The following is a 17,270-nucleotide window of genomic DNA, read 5'->3' as shown; positions in this document are numbered from 1 at the left end:
GACGTCATGCCGCTGCTTTCGATAGTCTACTTTCCTATGGCACATATAAATTGCTCATTTGTCGTACCAGCCCCCATCAAGGAGACCTTTGAGTTTCTCACTGACCCTAAGAGAGTTCCATTCCTGTTGGCTGGCAAGGTGGACGTCGAAATAGAGAACGCAGAGGCCGACCTCGTGAAGGGGGCTGAGTTTAGTTACTTGATGACAAGAGCGGGCATTTCTCAGTACTTGCGTTTTCGTGTTGAAGAGGTTTCACGAGGCAACTCTCTCACTTATAAGCAAACGGAAGGGATCTATCGTCGATGGATCCACACTCAAAAATTCTCGTCTCATGGGCGGAATCAAACCTTAGTTACTGATATCGTGGACTACGAGTTGCCTTTTGGTTTTATGGGCCACCTGTTAGACGATTTGTTTTTTCACAAAGATCTGACAAAAATTCTTCAGGGGCGTCTGGCAAAGGCCGCAGATCACTTCCGCGGCCTTTATCCAGTTGAATCAGAGGAAAATGCAAACTGGCTGAAATGGAGAATTCCAAGTTGGCGGAATCTCCGTAATCAAAGTTTAATCAAGCCTTCAATTGGTCTTCCACAAATTTCCAGTTAACCAGCTTCCAAAAGGATTCGATATACTTGGGTCTAGCGTTGCGATAGTCGATGTAATAGGCGTGCTCCCAGACGTCACAGGTCAACAAGGGGGTATCGCCTTTAGTCAGGGGAGTGTCGGCGTTGGCAGTTGAGTAGATGGAGAGTTTTCCATCAGATTTCTTGACCAACCACGCCCATCCTGAACCAAACTGATTGGTGGCGGCCGCTGAGAATTGTTCCTTGAATTTTTCGAGAGAGCCGAAATTCTTGCTCAGTTGATCGGAAAGAATCTTGGCTGGTTCACCTCCCGCTTTTGGGGCTAGGCAGTTCCAATAAAAGGTATGGTTCCAAATTTGAGCAGCGTTATTAAAGATTCCTCCAGAAGATTTTTTTACGATATCTTCGAGATTCATGTTTTCAAACTCGGTTCCACCGATGAGGCCGTTTAACTTGTCTACGTAAGTTTTGTGGTGCTTTCCATAATGGTATTCAATTGTTTCAGGGGAAATATGTGGAACGAGTGCATCATTTGAATAAGGTAGCGGGGGCAGGCTAATGGCCATATAAGTTCTCCTTTGAGAGGTTCAAAAAAACAAGCCCAGTCTAGCGGAGCTTCAAGGTCTGAGGCAAGGATGGGAGGTGACGCCTGTTATAAGGAATTCAAATCTGATCAGAGGTCCGAATTCGTCAATTGATGGAGAGACCAAGCCGCCAATGGACCCAGTTTGGGATGATTTAAAAAGACTTGAATATGCGGCACGAGCCCTCTCAATTTTAGATTAGTCGCCACGACAATGGCATTTCGTTTGAGTCCAGTGCCGCCGCTTCTGAGCAAAGGCGTCAAGCTGAGGTCACGCATGAGTTTTCTGTTTGAAGTCCTGAGAATATAGCGCAATTCCTCTTCTCGATCTTGGATATCTTGTGACTCGTTTGATTCTGCCAGTGCAGCTCCAAATACTTTTTTATTCCAGGGGCAGACAGACTGGCAGATATCGCAGCCGAAGAGCCAATCTCCAATTTGAGAGCGCAGTTCGGAAGGGGGATTCTCCCTGCTTTCGATGGTCAAATAAGATATGCATCTGCGGGCATCGAGTTCTCGCGGGGCAACGAGGGCTTGAGTCGGGCAGGCGTCGATACAGCGAGTGCAGGTTCCGCAGTGGTCTGGTGACAATGAATGGGCTGGAGTGAGTTTGAGGCTTGTGAGTATTTCACCAATGAAGAAAAAGCTGCCGCGACCACGATCAATCAAACAGGTGTTCTTGCCAATCCAGCCCAGGCCAGCTCGATAGGCCAGATCTCTCTCTAGTACGGGAGCTGAATCGGAACAAGGATAGAACTGTTCTTTCGGGAATAAGGACTGAAGAGTTAAAGTCAATTCTTTGAGTTCTTGAGTGAACCAAAAATGATAATCTTTGCCGCGGGCATAACTTGCGATTGAATTTTTCCGGAGAGGAAAATCCTCATGGCCAGGTATTGTCGGAAAATAGTCTTGCGCAATCACAATGGCAGAGTGAGCTTTTGGTGCATAAAGTTGAGGTTGCTCCTTTTGGACCATATGGGCTTTTAGATACTTCATCTCTCCGTGAAAGTCCTTCTCAAGCCAATTTTTATACAAATCAAGACTGAGTGCTGGTTGAAGAGGAGTAAAACCATATCGTTTGAAACCCTTGATTTTGATCTGTTCTTCGATTTGTGTCATGATGACGATGGTCTATATGAGGCTTGAATAGTCTGCATTTCAGCGAGGTTCCTACCAATTGAAAAATTTCGATGAGCATCCACATTTTACAGCCGTTCAAGAGATTTGCCAGATTTTGTTAAAAAGCGGCTACAAGGCCTATCTTGCTGGAGGTTGTGTTCGAGACTTTCTTCTGGGACGCACGGCCAACGACTTTGATATCGCAACTGATGCGCGTCAAGAAGAATTGGAAAAACTTTTTCCTTCAGCTCTCTCTGTGGGGAAACAATTTGGGGTTCTGATCATTCCATTTGCGGGCTTCCAAGTGGAAATTTCCTGTTTCCGCGCGGACGGATTGTACCTCGACGGACGCAGGCCCTCAACCGTCCGCAGGGCCAGCCCAAAGGAGGACGCAGAGAGGAGGGACTTCACAGTAAACGCCCTTTTTTGTGATTTCTCCACCGGGCAGATCATTGACTACGTTGGCGGGCGCGAAGATTTGCGAAACAAGGTTCTGAAGACCGTGGGAAATCCCGAGTTGCGCTTTGAAGAAGACAAACTTCGTCTTTTGAGGGCCCTGCGGATCTCAGCTCAAATTGACTTTAATATAGAGAGGCAAACATTTAAATCCATTTGCAAAAAGTCGTCCCAGGCAAAGCTTGTTTCACAGGAGAGAATCACCTCCGAACTTCGTAAGATGATGCTGTTGAAGAGTCGAGTTAGAGCTTTGCATGATTTGGTTTTAACGGGGATGGCTGAAGTGATTCTTCCCGAGTTAAGGGTGATGGCAAGATCAGACTTGCATTCTTGGGCTCGCATGGGACGCCACTTGGCGCACAAGATTGGCGAGGAATCTCGATGTGGACTTCTCTGGGCTCTTCTTGTGTGGCCCGAGGCGAAGGCCCGTGGGCTTGATGGTATTCCGATGGAGCAACACAAAGCCTGGATGCAAAAAGAATTTGAATCCTTCTTTCGTCGGCTCAGGCTTCCTAAAAATGAGATCCATGAAGCTCTGTTTGTCTTGAGTCATTCAGGGTTGTTTCTGAAGGGAGGGGCTGGAGGTGAGTCGCGCCTTGCTCCTTCGCAAGGCAATGGCAATGGCAATGGTCTGAGCGACGAGGACGTGAGTTGCCTCATGAATCTAAACGGTCCACATGGGATATCCTTATTGGATTTTTCGATGGTACTAAGTGCGATTGAAGGGCTTGGTCAGGAGCGTCTCCTTAGGCTTCATGATGAGTTCGTTTCAAGAGACCAAGGTGATGGCCACTTAGAAAAGCCTTGGATTCAAGGTGCGGAGCTCTTAAATCTCGGAATTGATGGAGGCCCCTTGATGGGTCTGATTCTGGATCGAGTTTATCGACTTCAAATTTCAGGATTGATTAAAGATAAAAATGAGGCCCTGGACAAGGCCAGGACCATGTTTTCTGAAATGACATCATGAAGAATGTTGTGGGAGTGTGAGCGTTTAGGGTTTGAACCAGCAGAGTGGTCGGTAACCTTTTTGAAAGCCCGTAGAAACAGTGCATGTGCCTTGACGATAGTCGCGGTCATTGAGGTCCGCATTGAGGTCAGCCGTGCAGATGGAGCCTTGAAAATAAGTGTCGAGTCGACATTGCGTTCCAGGATGTGCGTCGTCCGTGGCTGCGACGACTTTTTGGTCTGGGGTATTAAACAGGGCTGGAGTCGTTTCTTTTTTTAAATCCTTAAAGAGTTCTGCTGTCGACATTCCACCCATAGAAGCACGAGCGCAGAGTGCCTGCTCTTCGTGGGACTGGAATTGAGAGGCGCATTCTGACAAAAGATAAGGATCAAGATTGCTGTTTTGGACCCAAGCGAGGTTATCCGCAGGCGTAAACACGCGGCGTAAGCATTTTAGAACTGCAAAATAGTCGCTCTGCCCCTCGTTACTCGCCCAGGAGTTAAACCAGCCATCACTTATCTTAGGTGTTCCTCCAACGTGGTGTCCAACTTCATGGCAAGCAACCAGTGCAAAGCCCTCTGCGGTGATTGCGGGGTGGCGAGCGAGACCTCCATACATGTTCACGACCCAGGTGCCTCCGTAGCGCATGGCTGAGGCATTGACTGTCCCATCATTCCACAGGCGGCGAATTTGAAGGGTTCCTCCCTTTTCAGCAACGATAGGAGAATAGACGGCTTCAACGGCGTCAAGAACCGAGTTGAATTCGGCCTGAGTTAGTCCGCCAGCAGCGGCACCCACTGGAATATTCATCGTATTTTCTTCGACAAACCCGGCGCAGAGCGTTTGAGGAAAGCCGAAAGAAAGACCAAGGCCCATTCCTCCCATCCAGGCGACTAGAAACAAAATCCGTTTTGTTATCATATGCGAGTCCTTTCTAGAACTAGCTAATTCTTATTGTTTGTTCTAGCATAGGCAGCGCAAAGCCATACGGGAAGAGGATTTCATGAATTAGGTCCCAAATTGGAACTAATCTAGACGAGAGTCCCGAGACGGAATGGTCGAGTTGTGAATAAAGCCAATGAAGCTAATCAGTGGGCAGAAGTGGGCGACGAGGAAGAACGACGCTCCCGGGCCTTCATTCCGGAGTGATTTTTCCAGTTGTAGGCAGAGTCACTCAAGTAACGTTGCTGCCAAGCATCCCATCGTTGTCTCGGAAGTCTTTGCAGGACGCGACCCTGAGAATCAAAAATGTTATTTTCTTTGCCAAATAGAAAATTTAAAAGCTTGCCCATATCCCTCATTTCTTGCAGTAATATAGTCCGTTGAGTCCCGAAAATCAAACAATCAAGTAAACAAGTAATCAAGTAATGAAGAAATCAAGTCATGGCGATGATGCGTCTTTTAAGCTTGAAGTTGAAGTCAATTCCAATGCCACATCTGGGTGGATGAGAGGTGTAAAGTGGAGAAACTCTTTGGAAACTCTGACAGCGGAATCAGGCAATACGTGCAGAATTTATTGAAGCCAGAAGATACTGTCCTGGCTTCAGCGAGAAAAGAATGTCTGCAATCGGGGATGCCTGATATTCAGGTGAGTGAGCTGGATGGGCGTCATTTGGAGGTTTTGGTCCGAATGGCAAGGGCAAAAAAAGCTGTCGAGATCGGAACTTTGGGAGGATACTCGGGGATTTTTTTGATTCGTGGGATGGGGGCAAGTGGTCATTTATACACCTTTGAGCTCAGCCCGGCTCACGCTCAAGTCGCTCATCGTAATTTTAAGGCTGCGGGTCTCGACGGGCAGGTTACGCAATATGTTGGACCACAAGCTATCCTCAATATCTGGATTGGGCAGAAAAAAATCTTCGCACTGGGGGAGTTGTTATCGGGGACAACACTTTTGCCTTTGGGCGAATTGGTGTTGGTCTTCCGGGCCAGGAGGAATCTCCTTCGGTCCTTGCGATGCGTGAGTTCAATGCAAGGCTTGCGAGTTCACCTCATTTTTGTACAACGATTTTTCCGACGGGCGAGGGCCTCACGGTTGGGGTGAAAATCTCGTAGACATAGAGAAAAGGAAGGTAGAGCTAAAAGGCTTCACTCAACTTCAAATGCACTTAAGCTTGGTGGCATTTTCTAAGAACGGCCAGTAAAATCGCCGGGTGCAGGTGTTGGTAGTGCTCGGCCTGCGGCTCTGGCCCTTGAGCCTGTTTGCAACCTGTAGTCACCACTTTCCAAATTTCTAAAATTTGGATTTTGTTGGACTATAGAATTTAGCTCTGGGCCAGCCTCACCCGAATTGGGTCCGGCGAAATTGGCATTATCAGTTGAAAACCACATTCCTTCAGAAGTTGCTGTAATTGGCCGAATTAAAGTGGGATCAGTTGAGCCACCAAAATTCAAGGCATGTCCCACAATATCGGGAAATATATTACCATGAACCAATACATTTTCGCTACCACCTTTTGCCTGCACGGCATGTTGTGGAATATTTCGAAATAAATTCCCTGTCACAGTACTGTCATGGCAACCAACCATGTCGATAGCTTCGCCCATATTGCAATTCTCAAAAGGACCGCCCTCAATGTGAAATCTATTGATGCCAGACATTTTCAAACAGTCATTATTGTTTCCGGAACCAATATTTCGAAAATCGATTTCTCTCAGAACCAGATATTCTCCAGGTGTGGAGTAGCTGCCGCCGTCGTCAATGTCCATTCCGTGAATTGGACTGTTTTGAATAATCAAATTTTCTATCACGACGTAACGTGGGTCACCATTGAGAGTCCCGTAGGTCCAGCCGTTGCGTTGACAATCACTTCGCTTTCACCACGAATTTTGATCGGGTTTTGCCTGGTGCCCGTTAAATTTGAGACGCCGCCAAGCGCTGGATAAGTGCCGGCCAATAGCACGATTTCTGTTTCTGGCGTAGCCCCTTGTAAAGCGCGCTGTACAGTTCTATCGGTCGACGAGACCTTTGCGAATCCTTATTAGATTGCTTGTCGCTTATTTTATATGGTATCTTTGGCCTTTACGCCTGATGTTCTCTCTTTCAGGGAGCTGTGGTCAGCGACAAATCTGGCGCTTTGGGGCATTATTAATTTTTTTGAGGGACAAATTCTTGGAGATTGTCAGTATAAGGCTTATGATAATTTTATAAGGCTTATGATAATTTTAGTTTTATGGGGTTTGGATTGAGTTCTATAGAATCAATAGTTTTCAGTCGGTCGACGAAACCTCTGCGAACCGTTATTGGATTGCTTGTTGTCCTTGGTGCAATTTTTCTTTGGACATGGCCTCAGCTTCCGATCTCAGATTCCACATCTTATTTTGATTTTTCAGACACCAGATCATTTGGAAGTTTCCCCAACGCCTTCGACGTGTTTTCTAATCTTGCTTTTTTGTTGATTGGAATTATCGGTATAAAAAAAATTTTGAAGAATAGGAAAGCCGGGAGTGTGAAGTTTGTGGAGTTTGTGGAGTTTGGATTAGCACTTGCCGTTGGTTCAGTTTTAACCTGTTTTGGATCGATGTATTTTCATTGGAGCCCTTCCCCAGCGACCCTATTGTGGGACCGTTTGCCAATGACAATTTGCTTTGGGCCATAAATGGATTGGTTATCGCCGACAGAATTGATCAAAACCAGGTCGGGTCTCTAATTGGATTGATTCTTCTCGGCCTATTTGCAATTATTGGATACAATCAATCATGGCTTAGTCTGAAGCTCTACATTGCAGTGCAGTTTGGAACACTCTTTTTTCTTGCGCTTGCAATATTGCTATTAAGAGTATCTCGAATACCGAATTCTATTTGGTGGTCGGCCATTGGACTTTACGTTGTAGCCAAAGTCTTTGAACTTGCAGATAATCATGTTTTTTCTATCACAGGCGTGATAAGTGGGCATACTTTGAAACACTGTTTTGCGGGTCTCTCTATTTACAAGGTTTTGACGATTTTTGATATGGAACTGAAATGACCGGAAAACTATTTTCTCTTGCAATGATAATAGGTTTTTCATGTTTTGTGGTTGAGAGGAGTTTTCCTGGCTGGAAATTGCCAAGGGTTAAGACCTGGGCTTTTCGCGTTCTCTTGCTCAACGTGGCACAGCTCGGGGTAATTCTGTTGGCAGGCATTAGCTGGGAAAAGTGGCTAAATGGTTGGAGTCTAGTTCAGCTCGGGTCATTTGGTTTGCTTGTTTGGTTCGAAGGATTTATTGCTTACTTTCTTGCGACATTCATTTTTTATTGGTGGCACAGGTACAGGCACGAGTCTCCTGTTTTATGGAGATTATTTCATCAAATTCACCACAGTCCTCAACGGATTGAGGTTATCACTTCTTTTTATAAGCACCCAATTGAAATGGTCATTAACTCTATTCTTGGTAGTCTTATTGTTTTCGCTATCCTTGGACTTTCTTTAGAGGGAGCGGCTTACTATACATTCTTTACTGCAATAGGTGAATTTTTCTACCATACAAATGTTAATACGCCCCAATGGTTAGGTTACATCTTTCAAAGACCAGAAATGCATCGATATCACCATGAGTATCAACAACACAAATCCAATTACGGAGACATTGTTTGGTGGGATATTCTATTTGGAACATATAGGAATCCCGTAAAATTCGAATCAACTTGTGGTTTTGATGATGAAAAGGAACAAAGACTTGCAGAGATGCTTGCTTGGGAAGATGTTCATCATGGATAAAGATTAGTGTTTGGTTTCGATTCCGGAGGCGTATCGGGTAAAGTAGCCTTCGATTTTTTTTCCTCGGAGGCCGTCGAAGCAATGTGGACTTTTCCGTGGTGTTCAACGACGTGACCTCCCGCCATCGCCACAGGAGCGGCTCCGATTTTTAAAGAATGATACTATGTGCTATTCAAATCATTATCAAATTGAAGAACTCAAATCTTTCCGATCCCCCGATAGCCAAGTTTGGCTAGTTGGTAAAGGATTTGCTGTGGGTGACGACTGTCTGATTGAGAAAAAAAAGGCAGAGTCTTTTGTCGAATAGATTCCTCTGGAGGAATTGTGCATTAAATACTGGCATTTGTCTTGCGAGATCCAGCGAACCAGTGGTTGCCCCGTTTCGGAATTCGGAGATTTCTTCATGATGAGACCGTTATTATTTTGTGTTTTCATTGGAATTGTCAATTCTGCGATTGCGGGCAATGTTGTCCTGATCGTACGAGGAACACCTTTTCCGGAGGAAGAATTTTTTGACGAATCATTTGGTCGGGATTTTGGCGATATGCTTGAGAGCATGAACGTTAAAGCTAGAGTCGTCGACCTCGGAGAGCTTGGGAAGGCAATAGATTCTCGTGTAGATGATGATTCGACAAAGAGCCAATTGACTCCAAGTGATAGAATTATTGGTTTCCTTGTACATGCTCATGGTTCTACGCAATCATTGGTCTATGCGAAGGATCCATCCACAGCGCTCACAAATACCGATGATGCTCAATGGGTAAGTGGAGAGCAGTTCGCTGACATCTTAACCAAAATTTTGCCTTTGGATCGAATAAGTGATGAATTTTTTGTATATCTTGATTGTTGTAATCAAGGGGGAGAAGTTCGAAAAGGAAGCAATTTTCAAGATGAATTTTATCTGGGACTAAAGAAAAGACTTCGTGAAGCTAGTATCCCGATGAAGCGCTTGGTTGTCTTTGCTTTTACACAAGCTACAGGGATTGGGACTTTTTCTTCAGCTTTTCTTGAACGAAGAATTAAGGAAGAGAGAGACTTAAACATCCTCCGGCAACTACCCAATATTTGGCTTAAGTCTACTTACAGCGATGCCGCAATTCAAAAACAAATTAATTCACCAGTGAGGAGATTCATCAATTGGCATCCCTCTTGTCTCGATCGTCCCGTTAGAGCGTTTTCAGTGTTACTTGGTGCTGGATGGGTGATATCTGAATTTTTTGGTTTGGGTTTGGGCTTTGGGACTCTTGCTTCTCTAAGTCTTCACGCCTGGGCAGTTCATAATGGTTTGATTGGGAGATCCTCAGCAAGAGTCAGACACTGGACTCCTTCTGTAGAATTGGAAGAAAAATCCTCGATAAGAGATCTGCAAAAGAGATTTCTCCCTCGAGGTAGGTGTTCTCAGGCACTTAAGCCTTGATGTGTCCGTCCCAAACTGTTTCAGAATCTGTGATAAGATTCACTGCTGACAGTCTTATTCCTATGAACGCAGTTCTTATGTCACGGAGCAGTTCCCAAAGCGTGCCCTGGTATCTTTCGATAAGTCTTTTTAGCTGTAGCAGGAGTTGCACCAGTACTGCCACTGCCAGCTGAGTTATGACTGCGTTACGTCACGCATGTTAAATATTAAGAAAAGTAGAGCTAAATGCTCTGTCCCGATTTTTTTCCCGTGATGTATCGGGTAAAGTAGCCTTCGATTTTTTCCTCGGAGGCCGTCGAAGCAATGTAGACTTTTCCGTTGTGCTCAACGACTTGACCTCCCGCCATCGCAACCGGCACGGCTCCGATTTCCAAAGAAGGGATCTCGACCTTTAGGCCGTATTGGCCAAATCGCTTCAAGACATTTCCGACTCTTCTCTTTACAAGATAAAATTGAGCGATCGTTGGTCTATTGTGAGCAAAAAAGATCAGCTTGCCGGAGACTTCAACAACTTCAAAGTAATCAAGCAAGCCAGCCTCAATTTGATCGTCAGTCGCTCTCGTTGCAATGTAAAGCTTGTCGTTATGGTTGACCACGTTTCCGCCCTCCATTTTTAGAGGTGCAAGGCCAATCTCTGCTGTTTCCACTTTTGGTTCAAAGTGATGTTTTAGAATCTCGCTGAGGATTGTGCTGACTCGTCCTTTGGCAAGAGCAAACTCTGCGATCGTTGGATTATTATGAGCAAAAAAAGCAATTTGAGTTGGCGTTTGTAGATATTTGAAACTTGACTGAAAAAATAGGCTGGTTGCTTGTTCGAGTCCGGGGTTTCTCTGGCGTTCCCTGAAAACGAGAGTAGAAGTCCATTAATTGACAAGCCCAACAGAAAAAACAAAAATCGATATTTTACATTGATCACAACGTCCCCCAGTTAATCCCTCAAGGACAGTCAATAAAACATCAATCCATCCGTCAACTGGTTTGAAATGATTTCTTTAAGATGCGAGAACTCTCGGCTCAGCTCGCCTTATCTCACCAAAAAAGAAAGTGGATTGTGATCCTCTGGCCCTTGGGTCCGTTGATTGAGACACGGATGGCCTCGGCGTTGATCTCTTCTGTGAGGATATCTGCTTTTTTACTTCGATTGATTTGGTACTGGCATATTTCTTGCTCAGCACTATCGAAGCAGTGCTTGTCCCGTCTTGGTAATAGGAGGTTTTCTCTTGGTAAGATTATTATTATTTTGTGTACTCACTGGATTCGTCAATTCTGCGATTGCCGACAATGTTGTCGTTATCGTACGAGGAGCACCTTTTGCAGAGGATGATTATGACGAATCATTTGGGGAGGATTTTGGCGAGATGCTTGGAGGCATGGGCGTTAAAGCTAGAATCCTCGACATCGGAGAACTTGGGAAGGTAATAAATTACAGTGTGGATGATAATCTGACAAAGAGCCAATTAGGTCCAAATGATAGAATTATTGGTTTCCTTGTTCACGCTCATGGATCTACGCAATCATTGCACTATGAGAATTGTACATCATGTACCGCTGATGTTCGAATGGTAAGTGGAAAGCGGTTCGCTGACATGTTGATTCGAATTTTGCCTGTGGATCAAATAGGTAATGAATTTTTTGTATATCTTGATTGTTGTAATCAAGGGGGAAGTACTCGAAAAGGAAAAAATTTTCAAGATGAATTTTATGTAAGACTACAGCAAAAACTTAGTGAAGAGATCCCGCTGAAGCGCCTGGTTGTTTTTGCTTTTACACAAGCTACAGGGGCCGGGAATTTTTCCTCAGCGTTTATTGACCGAAGACTTAACGAAGAGATCGGGTCAAACCGTGTGTTGAGACTACCCCTTTTGTGGATTAGATATACTCAGAGCGATGCCGCATTTCAAAGGCAATTGGCTTCACCAGTGAGGAGATTCATTAATTGGCATCACTCTGGTATCGATCGCCCCGTTAGAGCGATTGCTTTGTTACTTGGGGCTGGATGGGTGGTATCTGAATTTTTTGGTTTGGGTTTTGGTTCTGGGGCTCTTGCTTCTTTAAGTCTCCACGTCTGGGCAGTTCATAATGGTTTAATTGGGAGATCCTCAGCAAGAGTCAGACAGTGGTCCTCTTCGCGGGAATTGGAAATAAGATCCTCGATAAGAGATCTGCAAAAGAGATTTCTCCCTCGAGGTAGGTGTTCTCAGGCACTTAAAAATTGACGTGCCAGTACGCACCCAATTGAAATGGGCATTAACTCTATTCTTGGAAGTCTTATTGTTTTCGCTATCCTAGGAATTTCTTTCGAGGGAGCGGCTTACTATACATTCTTTACTGCAATGGGTGAATTTTTCTACCATACAAATGTTAATACGCCCCAATGGTTAGGTTACATCTTTCAAAGGCCAGAAATGCATCGATATCACCATGAGTATCAACAACACAAATCCAATTACGGAGACATTGTTTGGTGGGATATTCTATTTGGAACATATAGGAATCCCGTAAAATTCGAATCAACTTGTGGTTTTGATGATGAAAAGGAACAAAGACTTGCAGAGATGCTTGCTTGGGAAGATGTTCATCATGGATAAAGATTAGTGTTTGGTTTCGATTCCGGAGGCGTATCGGGTAAAGTAGCCTTCGATTTTTTCCTCGGTTGCCGTCGAAGCAATGTAGACTTTTCCGTTGTGCTCAACGACTTGACCTCCCGCCATCGCAACCGGCACGGCTCCGATTTCCAAAGAAGGGATCTCGACCTTTAGGCCGTATTGGCCAAATCGCTTCAAGACATTTCCGACTCTTCTCTTTACAAGATAAAATTGAGCGATCGTTGGTCTATTGTGAGCAAAAAAGATCAGCTTGCCGGAGACTTCAACAACTTCAAAGTAATCAAGCAAGCCAGCCTCAATTTGATCGTCAGTCGCTCTCGTTGCAATGTAAAGCTTGTCGTTATGGTTGACCACGTTTCCGCCCTCCATTTTAGAGGTGCAAGGCCAATCTCTGCTGTTTCCACTTTTGGTTCAAAGTGATGTTTTAGAATCTCGCTGAGGATTGTGCTGACTCGTCCTTTGGCAAGAGCAAACTCTGCGATCGTTGGATTATTATGAGCAAAAAAAAGCAATTTGAGTTGGCGTTTGTAGATATTTGAAACTTGACTGAAAAAATAGGCTGGTTGCTTGTTCGAGTCCGGGGTTTCTCTGGCGTTCCCTGAAAACGAGAGTAGAAGTCCATTAATTGACAAGCCCAACAGAAAAAACAAAAATCGATATTTTACATTGATCACAACGTCCCCCAGTTAATCCCTCAAGGACAGTCAATAAAACATCAATCCATCCGTCAACTGGTTCGCAATGATTTTTTTTAAATGGTGTCAAATCTTCGTGATTTGTTTGCCAGACGAACCCCAGTCTCGCGCTAAGGGGCACCCTTACTGTGCGCCTGAAGACCGCCTGACTGTTCTCGGTTGAGCAATTCTGTCCCCTGATTGAATCTGATTCCAAGACTCACGGAGCGATTTTAAGTCGTCGTTGTTCAGCTTGATTTGTCTTCCATCCGGAAAAACAGCGTAACTTTCAGGATCCAATCCAATCGATTTGTCTTTGGGATCCCGAACCAGTCCAAACTTAACCAATCGGCAGTTGAACCCTGAGGATTCTGAGACGTCGCCATTAACGAGGAATTGCCTACTGGGTGCTTTTTCTCTCTCGAACTCATAAACGGCGTCTCGCACCGCTGAGGATTTACTGAGTCCGCATAAACGGTTAGTGTCAGGAGTGCCGTCGTTGATTTTTACTAGACTGGTGACAGGTGGATTTTCACCTTTCCCTTGTGCTTTCGGACCAGTCGCGGCTGGATATGTCTGACTTGGGAGTGCGGCAAACAAGCTATTTTTAAAAATCTCATCTGGAATTTCATTCAGAAGGTCTGCGACGGAAAGGACTATGACTTTTCCATCTGAAGTACGACGCATTTTCGGATCCATAATCCAAGAAGGTACTATGCCTTCTGTTAGAGCCACGCGGATAGCCATTTCTGATAGATCAGGGGATAGGACTTTTAATCTCTCGAAGAAGATCCTCAGGCTCTCTATTGATGAACGCAGACTAGTTTGCGCCTGTATTTTATCAGCCTCCCACTCTTCATCATGAAAAAGTTGGTGATCTGACTCCCGCTTAAGAGTCGACACGTTCTCATGTATCTCCGCAAGAAATGATTTAATCGAATCTTTTACTTCTACTTCGAAACGCGGCATCATACTCCCTGGCATTCCAGCAAACAGACCTTCTTCCTTAGTCAATTTTAATCCAGTTTTCCAGCTTAAAGGCACTCTTCTTCTGATCCCTTCTAGGTAGAAATCCCAAGCCTGAGCATACATACTAGAGGTTCCTCGATTCGGATCAAAATATGGCCAACCCTTAGTGAGATTATACATCAGTCTGGATTCCGCGACCTCCGCCTCGGTAATAAGCAATTTAGTAGCCTCTGCAGAGGGAATCACATATATTTGGCAAACCAGGGAGCCAAAAAACAATACCTGCCACGGTCCCATCCACCAACTGGGCACTTGAAAAACGGAGCTAAAATAACCTTTTCGAATTCCTACTTTTTTTCCTGATCTTGATGGCATAGTATTTTCACCCTTTTCTTTTGAGGAAATGCACTTACGCCCCCTAAAGCTGCAAAATACGTTCCCGGCAATGGCTCGATTGTCGAGTCAAGAGACATGAATTTAATGACGGATGTTCATTACTTATGCACGCATCTCCTTTGTTTAATATTCCCACCTTTGTAACTACTAAGCGATTCTGTCCGGGTCCAATTGCCAAGGGAAAATGACCTCGTGACTCGATTTGAAGCAGAAACTCTTTTGTAGGTCTCGGGTCGAACATTAAGGAGTTACTTAACAAATTAACGGGAAGAGCACCTTCATTCGACATGGGAATAAGGGCGTGCGCCAAAGAACAAATTGGCATCGGAATCAGAAATGTCGAGTGCAATATGTTATGATGGAAAAGTATTTCGATTTCAACATGGTTCATGTCCTCGAAAAGTTACATGTGGAAGGTATCAATCTCAAACGCGAAACTTTTCGGAGCTGGTGTCATGAAATAGGATTGGTCAAAAGAGTACAGAAGCGTCAGATGAAGCCACGCTATGAACGCATCAGGATGTCTCAGTCGATCCTTTTAATCCAAATGGAACGGTAGCCATCATAGATGGTTTGATAATCGGGAAACATGTCTTATTGCGGCCATCGACGACGCAATCAGTGCAAATGATGTAGCAAACCAGTGAATACCTCAAAACCGTGTATCTCCCTCATCAGCATAGCCCACGATACTCTCTGAGACTGCACAATTTGAAACCTGCCTGCCAAGCACTTCCGGGGCACTGTAAGCTTGAAGAGATCTTTTGCATCAAAGATACAGAGTTGTTAATCGGAATCACGTCATTAGTCTCGGCAAATTTGAATTTGCTCCGGCACAGGCTTGTGAGGAAAATCTTCAGTTTTCAGCAAGCTGGGTACTTCTTCGAGATATAATTTATCATAAAAATAAGTTTGATTTTGAGAAAAAAATGGGGTGAGTAGTAAAAGACCACATTGTTTCATACATCAAATGTCTGCGGGATCTGATCCCAGGAGGCTCTTCTATGAACTCTCTCTATTCCATTCTCCTTTATGGGATTTTTATAAGCTTTGTCGCTTCCTTGGCCAGTATTCAAAGCCATGCCGAGGAAGCTTCTTCCGCAGTAGAAGCGGATCAAAGCTGCGGCCCTTCCTATATCACGCAAGTGGCAACTACCGGAGATGGACACTTTGTGGCCTTAACAGAGCGACTTTGCGCTTTGATTTCATCTGAGAGCTCTTCTTCGCCAAAAAATCGAATTGAGAGCGTGCAATTGGTAGTTTTTGATTCTGTCGGAAAGCGCGAGAAAAACTGGGATGTGACAAGTCTTTTTTTTGGGTCTGGAAGGTCCCCCAAGGATCAGCTGGAACCCCTCAGCCCTCAGATTAAAATTTTCAGTGGCGCGGGCGCGGATCAATTTTTTATTGTGTCTAATGGCGGGACTCGGATCTATACAGCTAACACCCAAGGAATTTTGCAGTCATTCTATTTGGATAATCCGCCAAACAATGAATTCTTCACTTTGTTCAGCGATGATAAGATGTGCCATTCAACTCATTATCAAATTGAAGAACTCAAATCTTTCCGATCCCCCGATAGCCAAGTTTGGTTAGTTGGTAAAGGATTTGCTGTGGGTAACGACTGTCTGAATACTAAAACAAACAAAAGAATGAAGGAATGGCGCGAGGCCGTTATCTTGAGTAGTTCATTGATGTCGTCATCTGAGAAGAAGGGCGATGACGTCAAGGTAGCGCTCTCGGAGGCTCCATCGTCATTTTCACAGGTCTTTGTGCTCTATCCTAATTATGATGATGAGAGTGCTCGGGTATTTGGTGGGTTGGGAATAAATTGGCCCACCTCAGTCGGTCCAACCAATCCCAGGCCCAGCTTTCAGACCTTGGTTGACAATGGTTTCTCAGGAATCTTGGTTGTGCCAGCAGATAGTAGCAGTTATTCGAATAGGCTTGAAATGGTAAATCGCAAATGCGGCGAAGGCGGATCTACTCGTGAAAGCTGGTCCTGGTGCGGACAAGAAAAGAATTATCAGGCAGATCCGAATTCCCTCCGACAGTTTTTTCCCTTGAGTATAACTGTAAAAGATAGTGTTAGTTATAAGTTGATAAAGAGCAGTGACACTATTGGGTATCTTTTCGGGCCTTATTTTTATCCTCCAAGGTCGATGGAATTCGTTCATCGGCATGGTCTGGCCTCCGAGGGGCAATGGATAACTGCTTCTCTTGGATTGAAAATGAAACCCAACATTTCGCAAGCTCTAAGTGATCAAGACTATCAAGTTGATGCCCGCATCTTTCTTCCCGATTACCCATTGAGAAAAAATCGTTGGAATTTACCGATATTGAAACATCTCCTAACTGCTACTTCCCGTTACAGCAAAGATTTCGACGTGGATATTTTTGAAGATCCTGCAGCCGTTTTTGTATTGTTGAAATATACTGATGGACCGAGCGATGACTTTGCTCCCCTTAATCTAGAATTAAATATCAATGTGGCCGCTAATTCCAAGGATGCGGGAGAGATATCAGAAAATGCCAATGAAGAATCTGATGATAAAGATCAAAAGGCGTCTCCGCCGGTATTCGAAAAAGTGACTTCGGATTTTAACTTGGTACGCTTCATCAAGACTGAGCAAGGGCTGGAGGTTGACAGGGGCTTTTCAACTCAACTTTCTCAATCCTTGGAGGGAGCAATGTCACGGATCACCGCTGCAGCTATTGGAGACAATGGGGTTCTTTTTCTGGCAGGCATATCTGCGGACGGGAAAAAAAGTGTCCGGTTGGTAAAAACGAAGTGATCTCGGCTGATCTTCCTATTTGTGAGACCG

General features: G+C 44.7%; 17 protein-coding genes. 9 read left to right on the top strand and 8 right to left on the bottom strand.

Translation table 11 applies throughout. The features are described from left to right. The first annotated feature begins 36 nt into the window (after positions 1-36). Positions 37-606 (top strand): hypothetical protein, encoded by a 570-nt coding sequence (locus tag IPJ71_03160; GenBank protein ID MBK7842685.1) that lies wholly within the window; start codon positions 37-39, stop codon positions 604-606. Here the strand turns inward: IPJ71_03160 and IPJ71_03155 are convergent. After that, on the bottom strand, positions 569-1,150 hold the full coding sequence (locus tag IPJ71_03155) for a superoxide dismutase [Fe] (GenBank protein MBK7842684.1): 582 nt from the start codon (positions 1,148-1,150) through the stop codon (positions 569-571). The genes IPJ71_03160 and IPJ71_03155 overlap by 38 nt on opposite strands. Before the next feature lie 107 nt (positions 1,151-1,257). Next, on the bottom strand, positions 1,258-2,286 hold the full coding sequence (gene queG, locus IPJ71_03150) for a tRNA epoxyqueuosine(34) reductase QueG (GenBank protein ID MBK7842683.1): 1,029 nt from the start codon (positions 2,284-2,286) through the stop codon (positions 1,258-1,260). 58 nt (positions 2,287-2,344) lie between these two features. Here queG and IPJ71_03145 point away from each other — a divergent pair, with 58 nt between their 5' ends. After that, entirely contained in the window at positions 2,345-3,709 is a 1,365-nt protein-coding gene (locus IPJ71_03145; GenBank protein ID MBK7842682.1) for a CCA tRNA nucleotidyltransferase, read from the top strand. Between the two features lie 24 nt (positions 3,710-3,733). Here IPJ71_03145 and IPJ71_03140 read toward each other — a convergent pair whose 3' ends face one another. Both IPJ71_03140 and IPJ71_03135 read right to left on the bottom strand, forming a co-directional pair. Next, a complete protein-coding gene (locus tag IPJ71_03140) occupies positions 3,734-4,498 on the bottom strand; it encodes a hypothetical protein (GenBank protein MBK7842681.1) in 765 nt (254 codons plus the stop codon). A 278-nt stretch (positions 4,499-4,776) separates the two neighbouring features. Beyond that, the gene (locus IPJ71_03135) at positions 4,777-4,989 is read right to left on the bottom strand and encodes a hypothetical protein (protein MBK7842680.1); all 213 of its coding nucleotides are present in this window, start codon (positions 4,987-4,989) and stop codon (positions 4,777-4,779) included. A gap of 158 nt (positions 4,990-5,147) precedes the next feature. Between IPJ71_03135 and IPJ71_03130 the strand changes: the two genes are divergently transcribed. Beyond that, positions 5,148-5,732 carry a hypothetical protein gene (locus tag IPJ71_03130; GenBank protein ID MBK7842679.1) on the top strand — a complete coding sequence of 195 codons (585 nt, stop codon included), beginning with the start codon at positions 5,148-5,150 and terminating at the stop codon, positions 5,730-5,732. 83 nt (positions 5,733-5,815) lie between these two features. Here IPJ71_03130 and IPJ71_03125 read toward each other — a convergent pair whose 3' ends face one another. Continuing rightward, positions 5,816-6,439, bottom strand: coding sequence for a hypothetical protein (locus tag IPJ71_03125; GenBank protein MBK7842678.1), 624 nt, complete (start codon positions 6,437-6,439; stop codon positions 5,816-5,818). Between the two features lie 808 nt (positions 6,440-7,247). Between IPJ71_03125 and IPJ71_03120 the strand changes: the two genes are divergently transcribed. The 3 genes from IPJ71_03120 (at position 7,248) to IPJ71_03110 (ending at position 9,803) form a co-directional block, all read left to right on the top strand. Then, entirely contained in the window at positions 7,248-7,655 is a 408-nt protein-coding gene (locus IPJ71_03120) for a hypothetical protein (GenBank protein ID MBK7842677.1), read from the top strand. Positions 7,656-7,678: 23 nt separating this feature from the next. Further along, positions 7,679-8,386: a sterol desaturase family protein gene (locus IPJ71_03115; GenBank protein MBK7842676.1), complete on the top strand. Its 708-nt coding sequence runs from the start codon at positions 7,679-7,681 to the stop codon at positions 8,384-8,386. 403 nt (positions 8,387-8,789) lie between these two features. Next, entirely contained in the window at positions 8,790-9,803 is a 1,014-nt protein-coding gene (locus IPJ71_03110; protein ID MBK7842675.1) for a hypothetical protein, read from the top strand. A gap of 221 nt (positions 9,804-10,024) precedes the next feature. On the opposite strand, the gene IPJ71_03105 is transcribed toward IPJ71_03110, so the two are convergent. Continuing rightward, positions 10,025-10,450, bottom strand: a complete 426-nt coding sequence (locus IPJ71_03105) for a hypothetical protein (GenBank protein MBK7842674.1) — start codon at positions 10,448-10,450, stop codon at positions 10,025-10,027. 573 nt (positions 10,451-11,023) lie between these two features. Between IPJ71_03105 and IPJ71_03100 the strand changes: the two genes are divergently transcribed. Together IPJ71_03100 and IPJ71_03095 are read left to right on the top strand one after the other, a co-directional pair. After that, on the top strand, positions 11,024-12,019 hold the full coding sequence (locus IPJ71_03100) for a hypothetical protein (protein ID MBK7842673.1): 996 nt from the start codon (positions 11,024-11,026) through the stop codon (positions 12,017-12,019). Between the two features lie 24 nt (positions 12,020-12,043). After that, the gene (locus IPJ71_03095; protein MBK7842672.1) at positions 12,044-12,391 is read left to right on the top strand and encodes a sterol desaturase family protein; all 348 of its coding nucleotides are present in this window, start codon (positions 12,044-12,046) and stop codon (positions 12,389-12,391) included. A 3-nt stretch (positions 12,392-12,394) separates the two neighbouring features. Here IPJ71_03095 and IPJ71_03090 read toward each other — a convergent pair whose 3' ends face one another. Next, a complete protein-coding gene (locus IPJ71_03090; protein ID MBK7842671.1) occupies positions 12,395-12,763 on the bottom strand; it encodes a hypothetical protein in 369 nt (122 codons plus the stop codon). 464 nt (positions 12,764-13,227) lie between these two features. After that, positions 13,228-14,427, bottom strand: coding sequence for a hypothetical protein (locus IPJ71_03085; GenBank protein ID MBK7842670.1), 1,200 nt, complete (start codon positions 14,425-14,427; stop codon positions 13,228-13,230). A gap of 1,025 nt (positions 14,428-15,452) precedes the next feature. Between IPJ71_03085 and IPJ71_03080 the strand changes: the two genes are divergently transcribed. Then, the gene (locus IPJ71_03080) at positions 15,453-17,240 is read left to right on the top strand and encodes a hypothetical protein (GenBank protein ID MBK7842669.1); all 1,788 of its coding nucleotides are present in this window, start codon (positions 15,453-15,455) and stop codon (positions 17,238-17,240) included. The last annotated feature ends 30 nt before the right edge of the window (positions 17,241-17,270 follow it).

Source organism: Bdellovibrionales bacterium (assembly GCA_016714165.1).
In the GTDB taxonomy this organism is placed as follows: Bacteria; Bdellovibrionota; Bdellovibrionia; order Bdellovibrionales; family UBA1609; genus JADJVA01.
This window is presented reverse-complemented; position numbering and strand designations above follow the sequence as displayed.